This is a genomic window from Pseudoalteromonas aurantia (genome assembly GCF_005886875.1).
In the GTDB taxonomy this organism is placed as follows: domain Bacteria; phylum Pseudomonadota; class Gammaproteobacteria; order Enterobacterales; family Alteromonadaceae; genus Pseudoalteromonas; species Pseudoalteromonas aurantia_A.
In genome coordinates this window covers 23,604-29,665 of the sequence record NZ_PNBY01000006.1, presented here as the reverse complement: position 1 = coordinate 29,665, position 6,062 = coordinate 23,604, and the positions used below count along the sequence as shown (strand labels likewise).

General features: G+C 41.7%; 5 protein-coding genes and 1 pseudogene. 3 read left to right on the top strand and 3 right to left on the bottom strand.

Going from position 1 to position 6,062, the window contains the following annotated elements:
- The first annotated feature begins 23 nt into the window (after positions 1 to 23).
- Positions 24 to 578 (top strand): fumarylacetoacetate hydrolase family protein, encoded by a 555-nt coding sequence (locus CWC18_RS00750; protein WP_283957017.1) that lies wholly within the window; start codon positions 24 to 26, stop codon positions 576 to 578.
- A gap of 8 nt (positions 579 to 586) precedes the next feature.
- Here the strand turns inward: CWC18_RS00750 and CWC18_RS00745 are convergent, their stop codons facing one another.
- Positions 587 to 1,603 carry a sulfite exporter TauE/SafE family protein gene (locus CWC18_RS00745; protein WP_138593408.1) on the bottom strand — a complete coding sequence of 339 codons (1,017 nt, stop codon included), beginning with the start codon at positions 1,601 to 1,603 and terminating at the stop codon, positions 587 to 589.
- A 186-nt stretch (positions 1,604 to 1,789) separates the two neighbouring features.
- On the opposite strand from CWC18_RS00745, the gene purT reads away from it, so the two are divergent.
- The gene (purT, locus tag CWC18_RS00740) at positions 1,790 to 2,977 is read left to right on the top strand and encodes a formate-dependent phosphoribosylglycinamide formyltransferase (RefSeq protein ID WP_138674487.1); all 1,188 of its coding nucleotides are present in this window, start codon (positions 1,790 to 1,792) and stop codon (positions 2,975 to 2,977) included.
- Positions 2,974 to 3,873, top strand: a pseudogene (locus CWC18_RS00735) (aldo/keto reductase). The gene purT and the pseudogene CWC18_RS00735 overlap by 4 nt, the downstream one beginning before the upstream one ends.
- Positions 3,874 to 3,927: 54 nt before the next feature.
- Here the strand turns inward: CWC18_RS00735 and CWC18_RS00730 are convergent.
- Complete coding sequence (locus CWC18_RS00730) at positions 3,928 to 4,599, bottom strand: TorF family putative porin (protein ID WP_138593406.1); 672 nt, start codon at positions 4,597 to 4,599, stop codon at positions 3,928 to 3,930.
- 266 nt (positions 4,600 to 4,865) lie between these two features.
- Positions 4,866 to 6,032, bottom strand: coding sequence for a hypothetical protein (locus CWC18_RS00725; protein ID WP_138674486.1), 1,167 nt, complete (start codon positions 6,030 to 6,032; stop codon positions 4,866 to 4,868).
- Positions 6,033 to 6,062 lie beyond the last annotated feature (30 nt).

Sequence of the window (6,062 nt, the reverse complement as noted above, 5' to 3'; positions counted from 1 at the left end):
GTTCATGATCTTGCCCTGACCCGATCCCTGATGAGCCATTGCTATTTATGAAGCCAAATAGCAGCTTCCAATCATTTTGCAATGAAATAACATTGCGAAATGATTTAGGTGAGCACCATTATGAAGCAGAATTGGTTATCCTGATTGGCAGTGTTGTTGACTGCGATACTGTGAATTATGCCGATGCTGTAATTGGTTTTGGCTTAGGGTTAGATTTAACCTTACGTAGTGTACAAACGCGTTTAAAAAGCCAAGGGTTACCGTGGGAGCGGGCAAAAGCTTACGATGGGAGTTGTGCATTGACGCCTTTTACACCCGTATTAAAGCATCACAACTTACACAACAGTGAATATCGTTTTTGGATTAATGGTGAGCTCAAGCAACAAGGTGACACTTCTTTGATGATCAACTCCGTTGAGGCACTCATAGCAAACATTACGCAGGTTTTTTCACTCTACCCAGGTGATATTGTAATGACTGGAACCCCAGCAGGTGTTGGTGCACTTGCACACGGTGATAAGCTCCAGCTGCAGTATGAAAACGGTGCCAAATACTACAGTACCGCGATAATTACCTAAGGTAGAGGTTACGGCTTAGGGGGGAGCCGTCGGCTAATGAGTCCGGTTGAGGTAATGATATTCTGTACTCTAGGCTTATAGCGTGTAAAAAATATCTCGACTTTGATTTTGACGAGTAATAGGCTGAATAGTAAATAAATAACCGAAGCTTCTAGCCAATTAAGTGGCAATAGTGTAAGAGTGGTTACGGCTTCTAGCGCAATAATGAAAATGACCATGGCAAGGATAGATTTTGGCGGAAGCTTTGTCATAATAAGCCCACCTAATGGTGCGCCCAAGGCGACAATAGGTGCTGCAAAGAACCAACTTGTTATCACAAATGACGAGGGGACATAATTACTCGACAGCATAAGTATGGATCCAATTATTGCGTTGGCTGCCATGAGAGCAACGGTTGTTGGGATCACTTTTTTTGCAGATTGCTTCATTAAAATGACATAGTAAAAGAACAACAGTGTATCGGCCCCAGCGCCTAAAAAACCGCTAACCAATCCGCCAATAAAAGCCGCTGTGGCAAGTTTTTTGCGCGCAAAAATGAGAGCATACGTTTTAGCGGGATGAGTAAAGCTATCAAGCAATATAATTGCAACCAGTAGTAAAAAACAGGTGTACATATGTTTAATAATTAGGCCGCTTTCGATATTAATAAACAAGCATGCAAACTGCCCAAAAACGGAAAAAGTGAGCGCATAACTTAGCGTTTTCCAGTCAATTTCTATTTTTTTACTAATAAAAAAGAGTGTTGCAAATGACATACCTATAGACTGAATAAATAGTGAAAATACTTTTGCATCTTCTGCAGGTACCGCAAGTACTTTAGTTAAAATGGGGAAAGCAACTGCCCCGCCACCTAATGGTGTTGACCCCGCGACAAATGAGCCGAGTAACATCGTTAAGCCCGTTTTCCAGCTGGCAGTGAGTTGTTCAACATTAAAATATAAATAATAATTACTTGCCCAAAATAATAGCCCGATGAGAAGCGTAAACCAGTAGAGCTTCGAAACCATTGGTTTTATATTTAACATTGGAAACACTCTGTTTACTTGGTGGGAGTATTGTGCCTGTTCTTCCTACAACTTTCAAGGTTGGTTAATTACTATTCGTTATATAAGGTTAGTCATTAAGTATCTTTTTCAGCAATAAATATCTACTACTCAAGTATTTGTACATCGGGCATTATAAAGTTCGCTGATACCTTACCAAGGAAAAAAATGAAAATTAAAAAGTTAGGCACACCTTTTTCAGCTACCGCATGCAAAGTGATGTTGTGTGGTGGCGGAGAGTTGGGTAAAGAAGTGGTGATTGAGTTCAAACGTTTAGGCTGTGAAGTCATCGTACTCGATAGATACGAACACGCCCCAGCGATGCAAGTGGCAGATAGGTCTTATGTCTTATCTATGCTAGATGGCGAGCAGCTTGAAAAAACAATTCAATTAGAGCAACCCGATTATATCGTGCCAGAGATAGAAGCGATTGCGACGGATAAATTAGTCGCATTAGAAGAACAGGGTTTTACGGTGGTGCCTAGTGCTAAGGCAACACAGCTCACTATGAATAGAGAGGGGATTCGTCGTTTGGCCGCTGAAGAGTTAAATATCCCCACGTCAGAATATCAATTTGTTGATACTTTTGATGGTTTTCAGCGTGCTATAGAAACCATTGGTTTTCCTTGTGTAGTAAAGCCAATCATGAGCTCTTCAGGTAAAGGGCAAAGTGTGGTTAAGCATGCCCAAGATATAGCGCAAGCGTGGCAATACGCGCAAGAAGGGGGCCGAGCTGGACAAGGTCGAGTGATTGTTGAAGGTTTTGTTGATTTTGATTATGAAATCACGTTATTGACCGTAAGGCATGTAGAGGGAACCAGTTTTTGTGAGCCGATAGGGCATGTACAAGAAAATGGTGATTATCAGCAAAGTTGGCAGCCGCAGGCAATGAGCAAGTTGGCACTGGAGCGCAGTAAAGAAGTTGCTACCTTGGTTACTGATGCGTTAGGTGGGCGTGGGCTGTTTGGTGTGGAATTATTTGTTAAAGGTGATGAAGTTTTTTTTTCTGAGGTATCTCCTCGACCACATGATACCGGCATGGTTACTTTAATCTCACAAGACTTGAGTGAATTTGCGTTACATGTGCGAGCTATATTAGGGCTGCCAATTCCCAATATTAGTTTTTATGGGCCTTCCGCATCGAGCGTTATTTTAGTGACGGGTGAATCAAGTCAAGTGATATTTGGCAACGTTGCACATGGTTTGAGTTTAGCAAATACAGATATACGGTTATTTGGTAAGCCAGAAGTTCAAGGAACTCGGCGAATGGGCGTTGCTTTAGCGCGAGATACAGATGTGCAGCTGGCGGTTGATAAAGCGAAGGAAGTGGTTAGTAGGTTGGAGATGACGATATGAGTGAAGGGAAAAGTAAGCGCGTAGTCGAGCCATTTGTGATGGGGTTCTGGCGTTTATTAGATTGGCAATTATCTAAACAGCAATGTGTGTCGTTTTTGAAAGAGTGTATTGAGCTGGGTATAACTGATACAGATCATGCCGATATTTATGGTCAATATGAGTGTGAAGCTGCATTTGGTGCCGCATTAAAACTAGAGCCCAGTATTCGAGATGAGATAAAGATTATTACCAAATGTGGTATTCGTCCGGCACTGGCTAAAAAAGGGTTGGCTGGGAAAGCAAATCATTATGACTCAAGCCAGACGCATATTTTGGCGTCGGTTCAACAATCACTAAGGCACTTTGATACTGATAGAATTGATGTATTATTGATCCATCGACCTGATTATTTAATGCGTGCCGATGAAGTTGCAGAAGCCTTTCAGTAATTAAAACAGCAAGGCGATGTGCTACAGTTTGGCGTTTCTAACTTTTCACCCTCGCAATTATCACTGTTACAATCGCGATGCGATTTTCCTTTGGTGACCAATCAACTTGAGTGCTCACCCTATTAAATGGCAGCATTAGAGAACGGCACGTTAGAGCAATGCCAAGAATTAGATATTTCACCTATGTTTTGGTCGCCTTTGGCAGGTGGTAAGCTTTTTAGTCGTGATGATGAAAAAGCACTGCGATTACAAGCTGTATTACAGCAAGTTGGAGAAGAAATTGGCGCAACGTCTTTAGACCAAGTGGTATATTGTTGGTTATCGACTTTACCAAGTAAGCCATCTATTGTATTGGGCACTGGAAATATTGACCGAGTGAGCGCTGCGACTCAAAGTCAATTACTGACGATGAACCCAGAGCAGTGGTATCGTATATGGCAATCCTCAACAGGCCACAGTGTACCTTAATAGTAAAAAGGCCCATATGGGCCTTTTTTGGTTGCTTTGTTAAGGGGGGCTACTCTATAGCTCGAAGTCGAGTCCATAACTCACGTATGCTTTGATATCATCATTAGCGTTTAAGTTTGTTTTAACAAGCCCAAGAGTAAAGCCATTTTTAGCGATGCTTACCCCGTAATCCATATAGCTATCGTCTTCACCAGTCCACTCCTTAACAGTATCGCCACTTGATTGCCCGATATGAAATGCGAGTTCTGTCTCGTTTAAAATTGTAAAGCTGGCGCCTAACTCTAAATACAGCATTTCTTCTTCAGTACTTTGATCTTCTTGTGCGTGAGTCAGGTAACTTGCTTTTAAGCTTAACCATTGCCAGCTTAACGCACCATATAGCTCGCCAAAATCACTACTTCCAGATGCATCTGGGTAAGCGTAGTGGATATAACCAACATCGTAGCCTAAGCCACCTTGGGTGCCAGTAAAGCCTGCATATAAATCTAATTCGTAACTTGTTTGGTTACCAAAATCAACATTTGAGACCCAAGTGCCTGCGTAAAAACCAGAATCATTATTATAATCAATTCCGCCGGAGACAGCCGAACCATCTTTGGTTTGGGTTTGACCACGCCAAAAGTAATTTGAGCTCGCAGCCACATTTGCCGTGACTTCTGCCACGCTATGAAATGATGCTGTACTTAATAATGATGCTGTAACTATGAGTGGTAGTAGTTTTTTCATTGTTATTCCTCGGTGCGCTAGAAATGTACAGAACTCAGCAATGATTGCGCCATGTGCAATAATTTGCATTATTTTTAATTCACTATATTGATATATAGCTGATTTTTTTATTCTTGCTAGGGCGGAAAGTAAAATTATTGGGGAAAATTTGATCTTACGTGGTGCAACGACTTTTAGCGTTGCACTGAGGTGTTGCATTTATTTTAGAGGTTTTTATTAAAGTACGATATATTTCACTAATACGAAGCGCCATATATCGTATGAGGTTAGCCAAATATGGCACGCATTAATGAGATAGTTTCATCAACACTACGGCCTTTTTCTACTTCAGAGACAATCGAATCACGCTTGTCGCGAATATGCTGTGAGATAGATTCATCACTTAAAGCGCGGTCAACTAATATTTCAGCCGACTCTTTCCCACGGCGAACTGATTTTTTAGCGCCAGAGCTTTTACTTCTCGTTGGCTTGTTGAGTAGTTTTATATAATTAGATTGATTGGCAGTGTCTTTATCCGCATGATAAAACCAACAAGGGATCAGGGCTTTTATACCTGCAAGCTGCTGCTCAAATTCATCTGCTGCCGAGGTCATGGCAAACCAAGGCATCGCGTGAATTGTTTTGACGATATCAGTCCAGTAACGTTCAAAGTCACGGTTATTGAGTTTGGTAATACCTAAAGCTGAGCATAGTGCATCTAATTTCGTGTTGGCTATCGGCGTAAACACATCAGGGCGACGCATGGCTAATAACCGAGTAGCGGGGGCCAAAGTTGGTTTTTCATCACTGTTGGCAAAAGCTTTTAGGTAAGCAATTATGAACTGCTGGTAATCTTGCTCGCTCACAGACCCTTCAAGTGGAATGTGTGCCAGTGCAACATCAAACTCTCCGGGGAAGTCTGCAAACAGCTGATGAAAGCCTTTGGCATTTTTTGTAGAGGCAAACCACTCAACATCAAAGTTGTATACGCTTGGATCTAAAGAGGCAGCATGTTTACCACTGAACGCAAGTCTATCTTCCACAGTCATGTCTTTAAGCGGCGTTGCACGTAATGTCGCGATATAGTCAGTGAGCTTTAGTTGTTCTTCTAGTGCTAGCACTTCACTATGCTGAGACACAAAACCAGACAGTACCGGCCAAGGTGCAACACGCAAGGTTTTAAGCTGTAAAAAGCTGATAGCGGAAGTAAGCTGATCTTGTAACTTTTTGACAATAGGTAACTGGTGGTCATCGAGTAAATCAAAATTGATGCGATTTTTTGCAACATCATGTAGTTCATAGCACCAACTTAAAAAGTCTTCTGGATGCTGCTCTACTTTCACTGCCATCAAGTTTAAGCTTATCTCAGTGGCTTGTTTTAATATATTTTGGTAAATCTGACTTTCTTGTTCACCTAGAGCCATTTTCGACGGGGAAATAAGCAACTTCTTCATACTGGCTGGCGCCTCCACACATAAGCATAT

Coding starts and splice junctions, on each gene's coding strand:
- CWC18_RS00745 (WP_138593408.1), bottom strand. CDS start 1,603: ATGTTAAATATAAAACCAATGGTTTCGAAGCTCTACTGGTTTACGCTT.
- purT (WP_138674487.1), top strand. CDS start 1,790: ATGAAAATTAAAAAGTTAGGCACACCTTTTTCAGCTACCGCATGCAAA.
- CWC18_RS00730 (WP_138593406.1), bottom strand. CDS start 4,599: ATGAAAAAACTACTACCACTCATAGTTACAGCATCATTATTAAGTACA.
- CWC18_RS00725 (WP_138674486.1), bottom strand. CDS start 6,032: ATGAAGAAGTTGCTTATTTCCCCGTCGAAAATGGCTCTAGGTGAACAA.